General features: G+C 59.3%; 4 protein-coding genes, 1 other RNA gene and 2 pseudogenes. 6 read left to right on the top strand and 1 reads right to left on the bottom strand.

Annotated elements, in window-relative coordinates:
• Positions 1-358: 358 nt before the first annotated feature.
• The 6 genes and pseudogenes from ACE38U_RS22430 to ssrA form a co-directional block, all read left to right on the top strand.
• Positions 359-7,240, top strand: a pseudogene (locus ACE38U_RS22430) (Ig-like domain-containing protein); the annotation flags it as partial.
• Complete coding sequence (locus tag ACE38U_RS22425; protein ID WP_445986271.1) at positions 7,235-12,928, top strand: BapA/Bap/LapF family large adhesin; 5,694 nt, start codon at positions 7,235-7,237, stop codon at positions 12,926-12,928. The pseudogene ACE38U_RS22430 and the gene ACE38U_RS22425, both read left to right, overlap by 6 nt.
• Before the next feature lie 81 nt (positions 12,929-13,009).
• Complete coding sequence (locus ACE38U_RS13855; protein ID WP_375529945.1) at positions 13,010-14,416, top strand: TolC family outer membrane protein; 1,407 nt, start codon at positions 13,010-13,012, stop codon at positions 14,414-14,416.
• Positions 14,413-16,620 carry a type I secretion system permease/ATPase gene (locus tag ACE38U_RS13850; protein ID WP_038479667.1) on the top strand — a complete coding sequence of 736 codons (2,208 nt, stop codon included), beginning with the start codon at positions 14,413-14,415 and terminating at the stop codon, positions 16,618-16,620. The genes ACE38U_RS13855 and ACE38U_RS13850 overlap by 4 nt, the downstream gene beginning before the upstream one ends.
• Positions 16,601-17,791, top strand: coding sequence for an HlyD family type I secretion periplasmic adaptor subunit (locus ACE38U_RS13845; RefSeq protein WP_176982878.1), 1,191 nt, complete (start codon positions 16,601-16,603; stop codon positions 17,789-17,791). Before ACE38U_RS13850 ends, ACE38U_RS13845 begins: the two co-directional genes overlap by 20 nt.
• Before the next feature lie 117 nt (positions 17,792-17,908).
• Positions 17,909-18,272, top strand: a transfer-messenger RNA (tmRNA) gene (gene ssrA / locus ACE38U_RS13840).
• A gap of 151 nt (positions 18,273-18,423) precedes the next feature.
• Here ssrA and ACE38U_RS13835 read toward each other — a convergent pair.
• A pseudogene (locus tag ACE38U_RS13835) lies at positions 18,424-19,525 on the bottom strand (IS3 family transposase).
• Between the last annotated feature and the right edge of the window lie 9 nt (positions 19,526-19,534).

Below are 19,534 nucleotides of genomic sequence, written 5' to 3'. Positions count from 1 at the left end.
CAGGCCAGTTGACGTCAGCCGTTTGGGTGAGGTCTCTGCCAACGCTGGTACTTTAGAGTTACTTACATATTGTTAAACATGGCTTAAGTTGCGCTTTCATTTTTTCCTGTCTATATCATCAATAGTCTCTATTTATTAAACGACGAGCCTATGACCCTGAGAATTAACTAATTTCGATTCCGCAACGGAAACGCTCTATTTATTAATAATCACTGTCATCAATTTTTTGATGCCGGATTCCTTTTTCGCTTCTTCATAGCGAAGGACCCCGCTCAGTTAAACATTTTGCTATCGGTAATTAACACCTTATGCCGGGCATCAGACTACCACCACGTTCATCGCGAATGGAGTGATAACAATGCGTTCAATTTCAATTATCTCTAAATTAACCGGCGTAAAAAATAACGTCGAAGCCTCTGAAATCACCTTAAAAGGTCCCTCAATTGTCGAGCTAAAAATTGAACGTGAAGAGGTCGCCAGCTTCACTCGTTCAGGCCAGGACCTGGTGATCAAACTCCATTCCGGCGAAACCATTACCATCAAAAACTACTACTCCTTTGCCGACCAGGGCGGCAATCAGCTGGTACTGGAAGGCCACGACGGCGTGCTTTGGTGGGTTCAGGATCCAGAGGCTGCGGCTCACTATGAGCAAATTGCCAATATTGACGCACTTATGGCCGCCACAGGCGCCCACGCTGAAGGCGGGGCAGCATGGCCATGGATATTGGGTGGACTGGCGGTTGCTGCCGGCGGAGCCATTGCCGCCGCATCAAGCGGCGGCGGCGGCCATTCGGACAGCGGCAGCAACCCGGGGAATCCGGGCAGACCAGACGCCACGCCACCGGCAGCCCCTACCGGCCTCGCCGTATCGGCGGACGGTAAAACCATCACCGGTAACGCCGAAGCGGGCAGCACGGTCACCATCAAAGACGCCAACGGAAATGTCATCGGTACCGGCACCGCGGGCAGCGACGGCAGCTTTACCATCACATTAACCTCTCCGAAATTGGACGGGGAAACGCTAACCGCCACGGCGACCGATCCTTCAGGCAACACCGGGCCGGGTGCCACCGTCACCGCCCCTAATATTCCCCTGCCCGGCGAGCCAGGCATTACCGGCCTCACTAACGATCATGTGAATGCGCCAAACGGTGGCAACATAGGTAATAACTCGCCAACCAACGACAATACTCCAACCCTGCAGGGTACCGGTCAGGCGGGCACAACCGTTCATATCTACGACAATGGCGTGCAGATTGGCACCGTGGTTGTCGGCGCTAACGGCACCTGGAGCTTTACGCCGGGCACCGCCCTGCCGGACGGCTCCCATGCATTCACCGTTGTGGCGACTAACGAAAGAGGCGAAAGCGCCACTTCCCCGGCGTACACCGTCACCATTGATACCGCCCCACCAGCGGCGGCAACGGGCCTGGTCGTCAGCCCGGATGGCGAAGTTCTTACCGGGCACGCAGAAGCCGGTAGCTCGATAACCATTAAAGATCCGAATGGCGCGATCGTGGGCACCGGCACTGCCGATAACAACGGTAACATCACCATCACTCTGACAACGCCTCAGGTAGACGGCGAAACGCTGACCGTGGTCGTCACCGATCCGGCAGGGAATACCAGCCCACCGGCCACGGCGACGGCGCCAAACGTTCTGCCGCCGGTAGAGCCTGTGATTACCGCCATCATTGACGATGCGGCGCCCAACACCGGCAACGTAGGGAATAACCAGACCACCAACGACACCACCCCAACGCTGCAGGGCACAGGCCAGCCCGGCGATACCATCCATATTCTGTCTAACGGCGGCGAGATTGGTACCGCCAAAGTTGGGCTGGACGGTACCTGGAGCTTTACGCCACAGAGCCCGCTGGGCGAAGGCACCTACACCTTTACCGCCTCGGCCTCCAACGTCCGGGGTGATAGCAGCGTTTCCGGTAGCTACACCGTTACCGTGGATACTAGCGCGCCAGCCGAACCCACCGGCCTGATAGTCAGCGCTGATGGTGATACAGTGACGGGGCTTGCCGAGCCGGGTAGCACCGTCACCATCAAAGACGCTAACGGCAACGTGATTGGTACCGGCACCGCCGCCCCTGTGACCGGTATATTTAATATTATCCTGACCACGCCGCAGCTGGACGGCTCCAAGCTTAGCGTCACGGCGACCGATGCGGCAGGCAACGTCAGCCTGCCAGGTGAGGCGACTGCGCCATTCTTCCCGTTACCCACGGTGCCGACGATCACCGCCATCATTGATAACGCACCGCCAATCGTTGGCACAGTACCAAACAATCAGCCAACCAATGACCAGACCCCGACTATTCAGGGGACAGGCGTAGCCGGTGAAACCATCCATATCTTTGATAACGGGCTTGAGATTGGCACCACCGTTGTGCTTCCCGGCGGTACATGGAGCTTTACGCCAGGCGTAAATCTGCTCGACGGCCCGCATAACTTCACCGCCACCGCCTCTAACATTCGCGGCGACAGCGGCAGCTCTGCTGGCTACAGCGTTACGGTTGATACCGTTGTCGATGCACCGGTACTCATCCTGGTTGAAGATAATACTGGCTCCATCACTGGCCCTATCGGCAACAACGGCGTCACCGATGAGACAAAACCAGCCTTCAGCGGCACCGGAGAACCTGGCAGCTCGCTCACCCTCTTTGATAATGGTCTTCCGATTGGCACGGTCACCGTCGGCAATGACGGTAAATGGACATTTACCCCAACCAACGCGATGGGTGAAGGCCCGCACACGATTACGCTGCAGCAGACCGACCCTGCGGGCAACATCAGTACCATTACCGCCGGCCCAACCTTCACCATTGATTTCACACCACCGAACGCCGTTACGCTTAATCCGCGTGACCCGGACGGGACGACCGTGACCGGCACAGGGGAAATTGGCGCAACAGTCACCATTACCACCCTCTCTGGGGTCGTATTAGGCACCGCTCAAGTTGATGGCAGCGGCAACTTTTCCGTCACCCTGACGCCTGCGCAAACCCACGGTGAAGACCTTATCGCGAAAATTAGCGATGCCGCTGGAAACCAGGGGCCAAATACGCCATTCGAGGCCTCAAACTCCGGCTTCCCAACCGTCCCTGTTCTTATTTCGGTGACCGATGATGTCGGCGCAATTAAAGGGACGTTGACCAACGGCCAGGCAACGGATGACAACCGCCCGACCCTCAGCGGTACAGCTGAAGTCGGTTCCACTATTGCTGTCTTTGATAACGGCCTGCCGATTGGTGTTGCTTCGGTTAATCCTGACGGCAGCTGGAGTTTTACCCCAACGTTGCCGCTGCTTGATGGCCCGCATTCCTTCACCGTGAGCGCCAACAACGGCTTAGGTAACAGCGGCATATCTGCACCGTTTGGCGTAGTGGTTGATACTGTTCCTCCTGGATTGCCGACCGGCCTGACCGTTTCCAACGACGGGACAACGCTCACCGGGACAGCTGAAGCGAACAGCACGGTCACCATCACTAACGCCAGCGGCACCGTACTCGGCACCGCTACGGCAGACGGGACGGGCCACTTCAGCGTCACGCTTTCCCCGGCTCAACTGAACGGTGAAGATCTGACCGCGAAAGCCACCGATGCGGTGGGCAATACCGGCCCGGGTGCAACCGTGCCTGCGCCGGATCTTACTGCACCGAATGCACCGACAGGGCTTGCCGTCAGCGCGGATGGCCTGCACGTAACCGGCACCGCAGAGCCAAACAGTACCATCACCATTTGGGATGGTAACGGCAACGCGATTGGCACCGGTGTCGCCAGCGGCACCGGCACATTTGATATTTCCCCGCTCACGCCACCGCAGCTTAACGGCGAGACGCTGATGGTCACCGCCAGGGATGCCGCGAACAATATCAGCTCGCCAGCGGCCGTTATTGCCCAGGATCACACTCCTCCACTGGCACCAACTAATCTGCAGGTTAACGAAGACGGCACGATTGTGACCGGTAAAGCGGAGGCAGGCAGCACGGTAAAAGTTACCGATGACCAGGGTAACCCGCTGGGCCAGGCAGTCGCCGGGCCGGACGGCAGCTTTACCATCACCCTGACTACGCCGCAGGCTAACGGCCAGCATCTGGAAGTAAACGCCACGGATAAAGCAGGGAACATCGGCCCTGACGCCCCGGTTACCGCGCCGGATATCACCCCGCCGAACATACCGGTCATCGGTTCAGTCGTCGATAACGTGCCGGACCATACCGGTAACCTAAATAGCGGCGACCTGACCAACGACGATAAACCGACACTCTCCGGCACGGCCGAAGCTAACTCAACCGTGAAGATCTACGACAACGGTAATCTGATTGGCACCGTCAATGCCGACGGGACAGGGGCATGGACGTTTACGCCAACAACCGCTCTCGGCCAGGGTTCTCATAACCTGACCGTCACCGCTACCGACGCCGCAAACAATGTAAGCCAGCCAAGTGCCGCGTTTAACATCAACGTTGATTCGATTGCGCCAACAGCACCGACCATCACCCTGGTGAACGATGACGTCGGCACGGTTACCGGCCCGATTAGCAATGGGGGAGCGACCAATGATCCTACTCCAACGCTTAGCGGCAGCGGTGAACCAGGTTCCACCATCACGGTTTACGATGGCCTGAACGTACTGGGCACCACCACCGTGAACGGCAGCGGCACCTGGACATTTACGCCAACCACGCCGTTGCTGGATGGACCTCACTCCTTTACCGTCACGGCTTCAGATGCCGCAGGAAACGTCACCGCGCATTCCACGCCGTGGAACGTTGAACAAATAACCACCCTGCCAAACGCGCCGACGATCGGCGAGATAGTGGATAACGTTAACCCGGATCTTGGCCCGGTACTGCCTGGCGGCTCAACCAACGATCCGCAACCCGTTATCAACGGGACAGCGGCCGCTGATGCGGTCGTCAAAATATACGATGGCACAACGCTTATCGGTACCGTCACGGCGGATGGCACCGGCGCATGGACATTCCAGCCCACTCAGCCGCTGAGCGAAGGCTCGCATACGCTTAATGTCTACGTGACGGATGCGGCCGGAAACACCAGCTCTGCCACAACGCAGATTGTGATTATCGACACCGCACCTCCGGGAGCGCCTTCCATTGACGGTGCGCTGGGCAACGTCGCCGGCACGCCAATCACCCTGACTAACGGCGGCAGCACCCAAAGTACCGAACCGGTGCTCTCCGGTAAGGGCGAAGTGGGCGCGACCATCAAGCTGTACGCTGACGGCGGAACAACGCCAATCGGCAGCGCGGTCGTTGACGCCGACGGCAACTGGAGTATTACTCCAAATTCTCCGCTGGGTAGCGGGACTCATATCTTCACAACCACGGCAACGGATGCGGCGGGCAACGTCGGGGCACCGTCGAGCGGATTTACGCTGTCGGTTTACGCGACACCTCCGGCTCAGCCTGTTGCACCTACGGTGACTGACAACGTGCCGCCGGTAGTGGGCACCGTCGCCCCTGGCGGCAGCACCAACGACACGACGCCGACCTTTAGCGGCACCGGCGTCGCGGGCTCTACCATCAACGTCTACAACAACGGGAACGAGCTGGTCGGCACCACCACCGTGCGTTCTGACGGTACCTGGAGCGTGACGCCTGCCACGCCGTTTGGCGAAACGACCTATAACATTACCGTGCAGGTGACCGACCCGGCGGGCAACACCAGCCTGCCGTCAGCACCGATCGCCATTACCGTAGATACTACGGCGCCTGGGGCACCGACTATTGGCACCGTGGATGACAACGTTGGCCCGGTCACCGGCGCTATCACCAACGGGATCACCGACGACCCGAAACCAGTGTTCCACGGTACGGGGGAAATCGGTGCAACCGTCACGCTGTACAACGGCACCACGGCGATAGGTTCTGCGGTCGTGGACGGCACGGGTAACTGGACCATCACGCCAGATATCGCCCTGGCCAATGGCGAAAATACCCTCACCGCCGTTCAAACCGACAAGGCAGGTAACGTCAGCGGGCCGTCAACCGATTACGTACTGACCGTCGATACCGTACCGCTTACCGCGCCGGTCGTCGTTGAAATCATTGATGACGTTGGCCCAATCAAGACGCCGCTGGTTAACGGCAGCGTCACCGATGACACAACGCCAACATTTACCGGCACCGGAAAAATCGGCAGCACAGTTACGCTGTACGACACTAATGGCACAACCATTCTGGGTACCGGTACCGTAGGCCAGGACGGCAAATGGAGCATAACCACTTCCGCGCTGTCGGAAGGCCCGCACAGCATTACCATCCAAGCGACCGATGATGTCGGCCATAGCGTTGGGCCATCTGCGCCAATTGTGATTGACGTCGATACCACTGCGCCAGGAAATCCTACGGTTCTGGTCATTGACCCGACCGGGACCCTGGTCTCCGGTACCGCTGAAGCCGGGGCGACGGTGATTATCAAAGATTCCAGCGGCAACGTCCTGGGAACGGGAGTCGCGGCGCCAATAACCGGTGCCTGGGTCGTAACGCTTTCACCAGCCCAGACGACTGGCGCACAGCTTACTGCCGTGGCACAGGACCCAGCGGGTAACCAGAGTGGTGGCGTGAACTTTAACGCAACGACCTCGATTATCCCTCACCCTCCAACCATCGATCTGGTGGACGACAACGTTGGCACGATAACCGGTAATGTCGGCAACGGGAAAACCACCGATGATACGCTGCCAACGTTGAGCGGCTCTGGTGCGACTGCCGGAGCTGCGGTTCACATTTATGTCGACGGGGTGCTGATTACCACAGTGTCGGCCGATGTCGATGGAAAATGGACCTGGACCGTTACCGATCCCTTGGGTAATGGACCACACACCTTTGCGGTCAGCCAGACGGTAGGTATCGAGACCAGCGGTCTGTCACCGCTTTACAACATCATTGTCGATACCACGCCACCAGCACAGCCAGTTATCCTTTCCGTGGTGGACGATGTAGTGGGTGGTGCCCTCGGGCCGTTGACCAGCGGCCAGGCCACTAACGATGCCAAACCAACGCTCAGCGGTACCGCAGAGGCCGGGGCTACGGTGAACATTCTCGATAATGGTTCCGTTATCGGTACCGTCACCGCGAACGCACTGGGCATCTGGACTTATACGCCGATAACCAATCTTGGCGAAGGTGCGCACAATATTACCGTCACGGCGACCGACGCCGCCGGTAACGTCAGCCCGCCTTCCAGCGGATTTGTGGTGAACGTGGATACCGTCGCGCCGGGTACGCCTGTCGTGCTGGCGGTCACCAACGACATTACCGCGCAGCCAATCACCTCCGGCCAGCCAACTAACGACAATACGCCAACCTTCAGCGGCACCGCCGAGGCAGGTACAACGTTGACCTTTAAGGACGGGAATGTCGTTATCGGGACGGTCACGGTACCGGTGGGCGGAAGCTGGACATTCACCCCAACGGCTCCGCTGCTGGACGGCAGTCATAACATCACCGTGACCGCTACGGATGCGGCGGGTAACGCCAGCGGCCCAAGCGTCGGCTTCAACGTGGTGGTGGATACAGTGCCGCCGATTGTGCCGATTATCCTCTCGGTAATAGACGACCAGACGCAGCCAGGCACTAACCTGCCGCTGATTAACGGTCAACTGACGAAGGACACCCAGCCAACCCTGAGCGGGACGGCAGAAGCTAACGCCACTATCACAGTGAAAGACGGCAATAACGTACTGGGTACGACTCAGGCAGACGGACTGGGCAACTGGACGTTCACGCCAACCGGGCCGCTGGGCCAGGGGACGCATACCCTGAACGTCACGGCGACCGATGCCGCAGGCAACGTCAGTAACACGGCCTCGTTTGGCGTGAATATTGACTCGGTTGCGCCAAATCCGCCGGCGATCGTCACCGTGCTGGACAACACCGCGCCGGTGCTGGGGCCAATCACCAACGGCCAGGCCACCAACGAAACCCGGCCTTCACTGAGCGGGACAGCTGAAGCTAACGCCATCATCAAGGTATACAGCGACGGCAACCTGATAGGCACCACCGTTGCCAACGGTTCTGGCGCATGGAGTCTGACCCCAGTCGCAGCGCTCGGCAACGGTTCGCATACGTTAACCGTGACCGCCACCGATGCAGCGGGCAACGTCAGTAATCCGTCGAATGGCTTCGCGTTGACCGTCGACACCATTGCACCGAATGCGCCAGCGATCGGTACCGTTGCGGATGCGGTAGGGCCAATCACCGGCAACCTGACCAGCGGCCAGACCACCGACGATACCCGTCCAGTGCTGACCGGTACCGCCGAGGGCAACGCCACCGTCAGCGTGTACGACAACGGCGTTCTGCTTGGCACCGTACAGGCAGATGCGGGCGGAGCATGGAGCTTCAGGCCGGGTACGCCGCTGATTAACGGCGGCCATGCGCTGACCGTCACCGCCACAGACGCCGCTGGCAACGTCAGTCTGCCTTCAGCACCGTTTAACGTCGTAGTGGATACCATCGCGCCAACCCAGCCGATTGTGATTCAGGCGTTTGACGACGTTGGCCCGGTTCAGGGGCCGCTGGTGAGTGGTTCAAGTACCGACGATACCCTGCCCGTGCTCAGCGGCACTGCGGAAGCTAACGCCACCATCAAGATTTACGATGGCGGCAACCTGATTGGCACCGTCACCGCTAACGCGCTGGGCGTCTGGAGCTTCACGCCGGGCACCGCATTAACCCCGGGCCAGCATGTGTTCACCGTCACGGCATCCGATGCCGCCGGTAACACCAGCGTCGCCTCGGCCGACTTCACCCTGAACATCGTCAGCGGCGTGTCGAATACGCCGGTGCTGACCTCGGTGGTGGATGACGTTGTCGGCGGAGTGGTAGGTCCGTTGACTAACGGCCAGGCCACTAACGATGCGCGTCCGACCCTCAACGGGACGGCCGATGCCAACAGCACCATCAAAATTTACGATGGCGGCAACCTGATTGGCACCGTCACCGCTAACGTCCTCGGCATTTGGGTATTTACGCCGCCGAGCGCGCTGGCAAACGGCTCGCACACCTTTACCATTACCGCCACCAACGGCGCAGGCGTGGTCAGCAGCCCAACCGCTGGCTTCACCGTGGTTGTGGATACCGTGGCGCCTGGCCAGCCGGTGATTACCTCGGTGGTAGATGACATCGGCCCAATCACCGGCCCGGTGGGCAACAACCAGCCAACGGACGACACTCGCCCGACCCTGAACGGTACCGCAGAAGCCAACGCCACTATCAATATCTTTGATAACGGCGTGCTGCTGGGCACCACGACGGCGAACGGCAGCGGCGTCTGGACGTTTACGCCAACGCTGCCGCTTCTCCAGGGCAACCATTCGTTCACCGTCACGGCAACGGATGCGGCAGGTAACGTCAGCGTCACCTCCGTGCCTGCCGGTATCGTCGTCGATACCGTGCCGCCGCTGGCGCCAACCGGCCTGACCGTCAACGCCACCGGCTCGGTGGTGACCGGCCTTGCCGAAGCCAACAGCACCGTCACCATTACCTCTGCAACGGGAACGGTACTGGGTACGGCGAAAGCGGACGGTAGCGGCAACTTCAGCATTACGCTCTCGCCTGCGCAAACCAGCGGCCAGTCTCTGCTTGCTTTTGCTCAGGATGCGGCGGGGAACGTCGGCGTGTCGGCAGGCTTCACCGCACCGTTCACCGGCGTGCCGGGGCTGCCGGTTATCACCAGCATCGTTGACGATGTACTGCCGAAGACCGGCATTGTGGGCAACGGCCAGAGCACCAACGATACCCGGCCGACGATTAACGGCACCGCCGAAGCCAACGCCACCGTTAAGATTTACGACAACGGTTCGTTGCTCGGCACGGTAACCGCCAATGCGAGCGGCGTCTGGACGTTTACCCCGACCGGCGCGCTGGGTGATGGCGTTCATGCCTTTACCGCCACGGCAACCAACGCCAACGGGACGGGCGCTGCGTCTCTGGCAACCTCGGTAATTGTCGATACCATTCCACCGCTGATCCCAACCGGGGTTATCAGCGCCGACGGGGCAACAATTACCGGCGTAGCTGAAGCTAACAGCACCGTGACCATTACGTTGCCGGGTGGGATCACCGTCACCGGTACGGCTAACGCTTCTGGCGCCTTCAGCATCACGCTGCCGACTCGCCAGATTGAAGGCCAGTCGCTGTCGATTTCTGCCGTCGACGCCGCCGGGAACGTTTCGCCGTCGCTGTCGATTACCGCGCCGGTCCTGCCTCTGGCAGCGAGCAGCAACGTAGTCGATTTAGCGCTGACCAGTAACGCAGAAATTACCACCGAGCACTACAGCGGCTACGGCAGCCTGCTGATTGGCGCCCTGGGGAGCGTGGCTTCGGTGCTGGGCAGCAATACCGCGCAGGTTGGCTTCACCATCGGCAGCGGCGCTACCGGGCATATCACCATTAATGCCGCCGCCACCGGCGTGGTGCTGTCGTTGCTGAATACGCTGGAAATCGCCATTCAGAAATATGACGCGGCCACCAACTCGTGGACCACGGTCGTCGACTCTTCTCTGCCGCAGTTCCTTAACCTGTTAACCCTGGGCGCGACGGGCGTGACCCTGAACCTTGACGGACTGGGCGAAGGGCAATACCGCGTACTCGGCTACAACACCAGCCTGCTGGCGACCGGGGCGACGACGAACCTTGCGGTCACCGTCGAGCAAACCGGCGCAGGCGTCGTTAGCGGCACTACCACCTCCAACGGGAACGTGATTACCGATGCAGGCCCTGGCGGTGCGGTGGATAACGCGCCTACCGGCACCGTGGTGACGGCGATTACCGATGCCAACGGCGTCAGCCACACCGTGGGCGCTGGCGGGCTGGATATTCAGGGTAAATACGGCACCCTGCATATCAACCAGGACGGCAGCTATACCTACACCTTAACCAATACATCGGCCACGGTGCTGGGACGCACGGAGAACTTCACCTACACCATTACCCACAACGGCGTCAGCGACTCTGCACAGCTGATTGTCTCCCTGGGTAACGGCGCGCCGGCCAGCACGGTTACGGCAACGGATAACACCGGGTCGCTGACTTACGGCACGGACGTTGTCGCCGTTGACCACGGCGCATCTCAGCAAACCGGCCTGTCGGTGCTGAGCGTAGGCCTGGGCAACGTGGTTAACCTCAACCTGCTGGCCAATATGAGCAACCCGATTCTGTTTGATGTCGCAGACGGGTCAACTCGTACCATGACGCTGCAGGCGAGCGTTGGCGGGGTGGCGCTGCTGTCCACCTTCGACCTGTATATCTACAAGTTCAACGTGGCCACCCAGCAGTATGAACAGTTCCAGGTGCAGAAAACCTGGCTGACGGCGCCGCTGCTCGGCGGTTCGTCAGGTCAGTTGACCGTCACACTCGGCGGCGGGGATTACCTGTTCCTGCTGATGAACGCCAGCGGCGTCTCGCTGCTGACCAGTTACACGCTGAATATCCTGCAGGATCACACCTACGCGGTAGACAGCCTGGCGGCAACAACTACCGGTAACGTGATGCAGGACGATATCGCTCCGGCGGGCAGCCTGCTGACGGCGGTGAACGGCGTCGCAGTGTCGGCGACCGGTACCACCACCATCGTCGGCAAGTTCGGGACGCTGACCATTGATGCCCACGGCAACTACACCTATACGCTGAAAGCAGGCGTGGGTGCCGACGGCATCAATACGCCAGACAGCTTCGTTTATACCGTCACCGCGCCAAACGGAGACACCGGTACCGCGTCCCTGAACATCACCGCCACGCCGCACACCGTGGATGCCGTGAACGACATCAGTTCGATTATGGCTATCGCGTCAACGCAGAACACTGCGGCTTACACGAGTGCCAACGTCGGTTCAGCGACCTGGACTACTGCGCTGTTGGCATCCAGCCACGGCAACGGCAGCGGTACGTTCACCATTGCGGACAACACCACCCTGGGCGGAGCCGCCCTGGTGTTCAAAGTGGCTTCCGGTCTGGCGTTGGGTGGATTGTCTGTGACCTGGACGCTGAGCGACGGTCAGGGCCATACCTACACCGGTACTTTTAGCGGCAGCGCGCTGTTGGGCGGCACGGCCATTATTCCGGTCACGGACCTGCATTCGGGCACCTGGACGCTGAGCTATGTTGGCAACATGGGGCCGCTAAGCGTAGGGAACATTACCATTACCCCAACGGTCACCGGGACTTCGCACCTGCTGGACAGCTTCACGGCACAGAGCACCGTCGTACACGGCAATCTGTACGACGGTAGCGACTCTGCCGGTGCGTCAGACCAGCTTGGCAGCGTCCACACCCTGTTGACGATCAACGGCGTGAACGGCAGCACGGCTACCCTGAACCCGCTCACCAACAGCAGCGCGGTAGCGACGATTCAGGGGCAGTACGGCACGCTGACCATCGACATCAGCGGGAACTATACCTACACCCTGAAAGCGGGCGTAGCGCCGGGATCGATCGTCAACAAGGAGACCTTCACCTACACCCTGAACGACCAGAACGGGCATTCGGACACTGCCACGCTGACCATCAACATGAACCCGCAGTTCGTCAGCACCGCCTATGGGGACATCATCAACGGTTCGTCGGCCTACGCCGACACGCTGGTGTACCACGTCCTTGCTGGCGGGGCGAACGACGGCACGGGCGGCAACGGCGCAGACGTCTGGAAGAACTTCTCGCTCGCCCAGGGCGACCAGATCAACGTCCACGACCTGCTGGTCGGCTGGAACGGCCAGGCCTCAACGTTAGGTAACTACCTGAGCGTGGCTACCGTCGGCAACAACACGGTCATCTCCATCGACCGTGATGGCTCCGCCGGCACGTTCCATTCAACCACTCTCGTTACTTTGGAGAACGTACACACCACGCTCGATGAGCTGATCCAGAACAACCACATTGTTGCCTGATAGTAGAAGCGAAAAATCCCCGGGCGCACAGACGCCCGGGGAATAAGACAAAAACGCAGTGCCATTTATTAGGGAAAGAACATGGGAAAATTACAGCCTGTTGCGTTATGGCTGGCTTGCGGTCTGTTTTCACTCCAGGCCTGGGCCGACGACAAACCTGCTTCTATTACGACTCAGGGCCTCGCTCAGCAACAAGAGCTGCCCTCACTCGATGGCCCAACCGCCCTCCCGCTCAATGCCCCTGCGCCCGGGATCTTAACCCTGAACGATGCGGTCAACCGCTCGGTCAGCTGGCATCCCGGCATTCGTGAAGCCATCGGCAAACTTTACGGTCAGTCCGAACAGATAAACGTCGCCAAATCTAAGTACTATCCGCAAATCAGCGCCGGGATGAATAACGGCTACACCAATACCTACAGCAACAGCGGCTACAGCCCGTCGCTGGTGCTTTCCCTGTCCCAGATGCTGTATGACTTTGGCAAAGTCGCCAGCCAGGTTCGCGCCGAAACCGCCGGGGAAGCCCAGGCCCAGGCCAACGTGCTGGTAAGTATTGATACCGTCGGGCACGACACCGCTTCGGCGATGGTACAAGTGCAGCTCTGGCAGCAAATGGTCGACATCGCCAAAGAACAATTGGATGCGCTGACCGCCGTTGGCCGCCTGACTCAAGAGCGCAACGATCAGGGCGCAACCTCGATGTCAGACGTGGTGCAAACCGACGCGCGTATCGAGTCCGCCCGCTCGCAGCTCATCCAGTACGAGTCGAATCTCGACAGCACCCAGGCCACGCTAATGAGCCAGCTCGGCTGGACCAGCCTCAACAAAATCAGCCCTGATTTCCCGCAGAAGCTGAACAACAGCTGCGACGTGGCTAAGCCGGACGACCGCCTGGTGCCTGCCGTGCTGGCGGCCTGGGCGCAGGCCAACGTCGCGCAGGCAAACCTCGACTACGCCAATGCGCAGATGACCCCGACGATCTCGCTGGAACCCTCCGTCCAGCACTACCTGAACAAGAACTACTCCGGGAGTGAAGTGCTGGACCGCACGCAATACTCGGCGTATATCCGCGTCGAAATGCCGATTTACCAGGGCGGCGGCCTGACGGCGAGACGCAACGCCGCCAGCCACGCGGTGGAAGCCGCACAGTCCGGCATCGACCGGGTTCGCCTCGACGTGCGCCAAAAGCTTATGGAGTCACGCAGCCAGGCGCTGAGCCTGGTCACCGCGCTCCAGGTTCTGCAGCGCCAGGAACAGTTAAGCGCCCGCACCCGCGAGCTTTACCAACAGCAATATCTCGACCTGGGTTCCCGCCCGCTGCTGGACGTGCTCAACGCCGAGCAGGAAGTCTACCAGGCGCGATTCGCCCAACAACAAACGCTGAGCCAGCTCCATCAACTGCAGCTTAACTGCCTGTACAACACCGGCAGACTACGCAACGCATTTGGTCTGGAACACCGCAACATCCAGTCCCTGGAGATTCAGCCATGAGCCAGACAGCCTCTCCCGCCGGGGAGTATTTAAGCGAACAGGCCCTGACCCAATGGGCCCACGCCATCAGTCACGTTGCCGGGCATTACCGCGTGGTTTGCTCGCCCGGCACCATTCAGGCCAACGCCCCGTGGTTCAAAGACAAAACCAAAGTCGCCGCGCTGACCCAGCTTTCACGCCAGGCCGGGCTTTCCTTCCACCTGCTCGGCAACACCGAAAAAGCCATTGCCCAGTGGCGGCTGCCGGTAGTGGTGGACTTAGCCAGCGGCCAGATCGCGGTGATCGAACAGTTTGACGGCGAGGACACCGTAGATATCTGCTACTTTGACGACGAACGCCACACCAACCGCCAGTCGCTCAGCAAACTGCTGCCGGAAATTCGCTTTGTGGCCGCCCTGCGCCCGCTCTCGGCCCTGAAAGACAGCCGCGTCGACGCCTATATCTCACGCTTCAGCCCCGACTGGATGAAAGAGCTGATCATGCTCGACGTTCGCCCTTATGGCCCGGTGATGCTGGCGGCCTTTTGGGTGAACGTGCTGTCGCTGGCCGGGATCCTGTTCTCGATGCAGGTATACGACCGGGTGATCCCCGCCCAGTCGTACCCGACGCTGTACGTGCTGGCGACCGGCGTGCTGATCGCCGTGGTGTTCGGCTTCATCCTGAAAGTCACGCGCAGCAACATCATGGACGTGCTGGGCAAGCGGGCCGATATGCGCATTTCCGATCGCGTATTCAGCCACGCCCTGCGGCTGCGCAACAGCGCCGTGCCCCGCTCCACCGGCAGCTTTATTTCTCAGCTGCGCGAGCTGGAGCAGATCCGCGAGATGATCACCTCCTCGACCATCTCCACGATCGTCGATCTGCCGTTCTTCCTGCTGTTTGTTGGCGTACTGGCGATCATCGCCCCGCAGCTGGCATGGATCGCCCCGGTTGCCGCCATTGTGATGGTGCTACCTGGCCTGCTGCTGCAGAAAAAGCTCGCCACGCTGGCAAACCAGGCCGCGCACGAATCAACCCTGCGCAACGCCGTGCTGGTAGAAAGCGTGCAGGGGCTGGAGGACATCAAGCTGATGCAGGCGGAGAACCGTTTCCTCCAGCAGTGGAACAGCTACATCCGCATTACTGCCGAATCCGGCCTGAAAACTCGCGAACTGACCCAGGGCTTAATCAGCTGGGGGATCACCATTCAGAGCCTGGTGTTTGTGGTGGTGGTGCTGTTCGGGGCGCCGCTGGTCATTGAAGGCGAGATGACCACCGGGGCAATGGTCGCCGCCTCCATGCTGGCCTCAAGGATGATTGCGCCGATGGCAAACCTGTGCGGCGTGCTTGCGCGCTGGCAGCAGGTCAAAGCCGCCAAACAGGGGCTGGACAGCATCATGCAGCTGCCGGTGGAAACCCAGCGCGATGAAAACCTCATCCACAAAGACATCTTCCACGGCCACTACCTGTTTGAAAGCGCCCAGTTCAAATACCACAGCGAAGATCCGCGCATTCCGCTGCGTATCGCCCGCCTTGAGATCCAGCGCGGCGAACGCATTGCCGTGCTTGGGCGCAACGGTGCGGGCAAATCCACGCTGCTGCAGGCGCTTGCCGGCGGCGTCGATCTGGCCAGCGGCGAAGCCAGGCTCGACGATCTGGCGATGACCCAAATCGACATGGCGGATCTGCGCCGCAACATCGGCTTCCTGAGTCAGAACGCCCGGCTGTTCTACGGCACGCTGCGGGAAAACCTCACCCTTGGCGCGCCACACGCCAGCGACGACGCGATCTTCGAGGCGTTAGAAGTCAGCGGCGCGAGCAACTTCGTGAAGCATCTGCCGAAGGGGCTGGATCACCCGATCATGGAAGGCGGCAGCGGGCTTTCCGGCGGGCAGCGTCAGTCGATCCTGCTGGCGCGTATGCTGCTGCGCTCGCCCAACATCGTGCTGCTCGATGAACCGACCGCCTCGCTGGACGACCACACCGAACGCGAATTTATTCAGCGGCTTAACCAGTGGCTCGGCCACCGCACGCTGGTGGTCGCCACCCACCGCGTGCCGGTACTCGAACTGGTCGAACGCGTGCTGGTGCTCAAAGACGGCCAGCTGGTAATGGATGCACCGAAGGCCCAGGCGCTCGGCGCCGCAAGACCGGTACCGGCTCAGGCCCCGGCCGCCGCCCAGACACCACCGCGGGAGTGGAACAATGAAAACCAGTCAGCATGACGTCACCAACGATGACCCGGACATCCAGCGCGAAAGCGAATTTTCCGGAGCGAGCCGCATCATCCTGCTCATCACGCTGCTGTTTATTCTATTTGGCGTGTGGGCGTGGTTCGGCACGCTGGATGAAGTATCTACCGGCACCGGGAAAGTGGTGCCGAGTTCCCGCGAGCAAATCTTGCAGTCGCTGGACGGCGGGATAGTCACCGAGCTGCTGGTTCACGAAGGCGATAAGGTGCAGGCCGGGCAAATTGTCGCCCGCCTCGACCCGACGCGCTCCGAGTCCAACGTGGGCGAAAGCGCGGCTCGCTACCGCGCCTCGCTCGCCTCCAGCGCCAGGCTTTACGCAGAGGTGAACGACCAGCCGCTGAAGTTCCCGGATTCGCTCAAGGCCTCGCCCGATCTTGTCGCCTCCGAAACCCGGCTGTATAAAACCCGCCGGGCGCAGCTGAACGACTCCGAATCCGAGCTGCGGGACGCGCTGACGTCGGTCAACAAAGAGCTGGATATCACCCAGCGGCTGGTGAAAAGCGGCGCGGCGAGCCACGTGGAAGTGCTGCGCCTGCAGCGACAGAAAAGTGACCTGGGCCTGAGAATAACCGACCTGCGCTCGCAGTATTACGTGCAGGCACGTGAGGCGCTGTCGAAAGCCAATGCCGAAGTGGACATGCTGACCTCCATCATCAAAGGGCGTGAGGATTCGGTGACCCGCATGACCGTGCGCTCGCCGGTACGCGGCATCGTGAAGAACATTCAGGTGACCACCATCGGCGGCGTTATTCCGCCGAACGGCGAGATGATGGAGATTGTGCCGGTGGACGATCACCTGCTGATTGAGGCCCGGCTTTCCCCTCGCGACATCGCCTTTATTCACCCAGGGCAGCGCGCGCTGGTGAAAATCACCGCCTACGATTACGCCATTTACGGCGGGCTGGAAGGCACCGTGGAAACCATCTCCCCGGACACCATTCAGGACAAGGTGAAGCCGGAAATCGTCTACTACCGGGTGTTTATCCGCACTAACCAGGACTACCTGGTGAACAAAGTCGGCCACCATTTCTCCATCTCACCGGGGATGGTGGCGACCGTGGACATTAAAACCGGGCAGAAAACCATCGTTGAGTACCTGATTAAGCCGTTCAACCGCGCCCGCGAGGCGCTGCGCGAACGTTAATTGACCACCTATCCCGCTGGTGCTGAAGGAATTTTGTACGAACAGCACTCGGCGGGATTTCTCTTTAGACGGCTGGTCACGCGCGTAATAAATCTGTTATACTCGCCGGTACACATTGGGGCTGATTCTGGATTCGACGGGATTTGCGAAACCCAAGGTGCATGCCGAGGGGCGGTTGGCCTCGTAAAAAGCCGCAAAAAAATAGTCGCAAACGACGAAAACTACGCTTTAGCAGCTTAATAACCTGCTCTGAGCCCTCTCTCCCTAGCTTCCGCTCTTAAGACGGGGATCAAAGAGAGGTCAAACCCAAAAGAGATCGTGTGGATGCCTTGCCTGGGGTTGAAGCATTAAAACTAATCAGGATAGTTTGGTAATGGCGTGTCTGTCCGCAGTTGCCCGGCGAATGTAAAGACTGACTAAGCATGTAGTACCGAGGATGTAGAAATTTCGGACGCGGGTTCAACTCCCGCCAGCTCCACCAAAATCCTTTGTTGACGGTTACCAGAGCCCGATACGAAGTCCTGAAAGCCCGCATGGTTCAAGCTATGCGGGCTTTTTTGTGTCTACAATTTGTCCCGCGAAGTCCGAAGAGAACGAGTTAAATTAAAACCTTTTATCTAAGCACACCTGTTTTAGTTCCAAGCACTTTTTGAGAGCTCCTGTTTTTCAGCAATCAGCCGATATCCCTCTGGTGTCAGGCTATTCAGGGATTCATGGGGATGCCCGCTGTTGTATTCATCCAGCTAGAGTTCCGTGATTTCCCGTGCTTCATTCAGCGTTCTGAACAGGTGAAATCCAAAATTTCAGTCCAGTTGAACCGTTCGAAAAATGCATTCTGCGTCGGTTTACCCGGCCTGATAAACTCCAGTGCCACATCATGCTATTCAGCCCACTACACAAGTGTCATCGGGGCTAGTTCCGGGCCGTTGTCCATCCGCAGTTTCAGCAGATACCTCCAGCTCGCCACTTTCCTGTCCAGCACTCCGACCACCTGCTGCACCGGGATATTCAGATCAATTTCTATTGCAAGGGCTTCGTGGTTAAAATCATCCACTACATTTAAGGTCCGGAAGCGTCTGCAGCAGACCAACGCATCATGCATAAAGTCTATCGACCAACTCCAGTTAGCTGCTTCAGACGTCACCAGTAGCGCCGGGTTACGTACCGGTAAACGCTGCTTTCCCTTGCTGCGTAAATTCAATTTCAGCAGGCAATAAATCCGGTGAACGCGTTTATGGTTCCAGGTATTGCCCTGCCTGCGCAGCAGCTGGAACAACTTCTTAAAACCGTAGCGCGGATAGCGTTCTGCCAGCTCAGTAAGCACATGGATCACCGGTTCATCACGCCGGGTATCGGGCTGATAAAAATACACCGTCCTGCTCAACGATAATATCCTGCACGCTTGGCGGATGCTCATGGCAAATTGCGCCGTCAGATAGCTGACGAGCTACCGCTTTATCGCTGGTTTTAAAGCTTTTTTTCGATAACGTCTTTCAGGGCCAGGCATTCAAGACTGAGATCGGCAAACATCTGTTTGAAACGACGATTTTCGTCCTCGAGATCTTTCATTTTTTTGATATCAGAGGCTTCCATACCGCCAAACTTCGCTTTCCAGTTGTAATAACTGGCTTCTGAGATACCGGCTTCACGGCAGACATCTTTGACGGTCCGGCCAGCTTCGACGGACTTTAGCACGGCGATGATTTGGTGCTCGGTGAATCGGGCTTTACGCATGGCGATCTC

Source organism: Cedecea selenatireducens, from assembly GCF_042138895.1.
GTDB lineage: Bacteria > Pseudomonadota > Gammaproteobacteria > Enterobacterales > Enterobacteriaceae > Cedecea > Cedecea selenatireducens.
The sequence above is the reverse complement of the archived record's forward strand: the minus strand, read 5'-3'. Positions and strand labels throughout refer to the sequence as shown.